1 protein-coding gene is annotated in these 400 nt (G+C 71.0%); it reads right to left on the reverse strand.

Annotated features, from left to right (window positions below; genetic code table 11):
* Positions 1 to 400 (reverse strand): WD40 repeat domain-containing protein (locus EII42_RS12410; protein WP_199729897.1); only part of this gene is annotated, 400 nt, incomplete at both ends.

Raw genomic sequence — 400 nt, forward strand, 5'->3', positions numbered from 1 at the left:
GGTGATGGGTTGGCCGGTGTGTGGGTCCCAGATGATGCAGCTGCCGTCGCGGCTGATGGTGGCGAGCTGGTGGCCGCCCGGGTGCCAGGAGAGAGCAGCGATTGGCCGGGTGTGGGCGGTGAGGTGGGTGATGGGTTGGCCGGTGTGTGGGTCCCAGATGATGCAGCTGCCGTCGCGGCTGATGGTGGCGAGCTGGTGGCCGTCGGGGTGCCAGGCGGCCGCGGTCACGGAGTCGGTGTGGGCGGTGAGCCGGGTGAGTTGTTGGCCGGTGTGTGGGTCCCAGATGATGCAGCTGCCGTCGTGGCTGCCGGTGGCGAGTTGGTGGCCGTCGGGGTGCCAGGCGGCCGCGGTGACCGCCCGGGTGTGGGCGGTGAGCCGGGTGAGTTGTTGGCCGGTGTGT

Origin of the sequence: Tessaracoccus sp. OH4464_COT-324, from assembly GCF_003932855.1 — a bacterium.
Lineage (GTDB): Bacteria > Actinomycetota > Actinomycetes > Propionibacteriales > Propionibacteriaceae > Arachnia.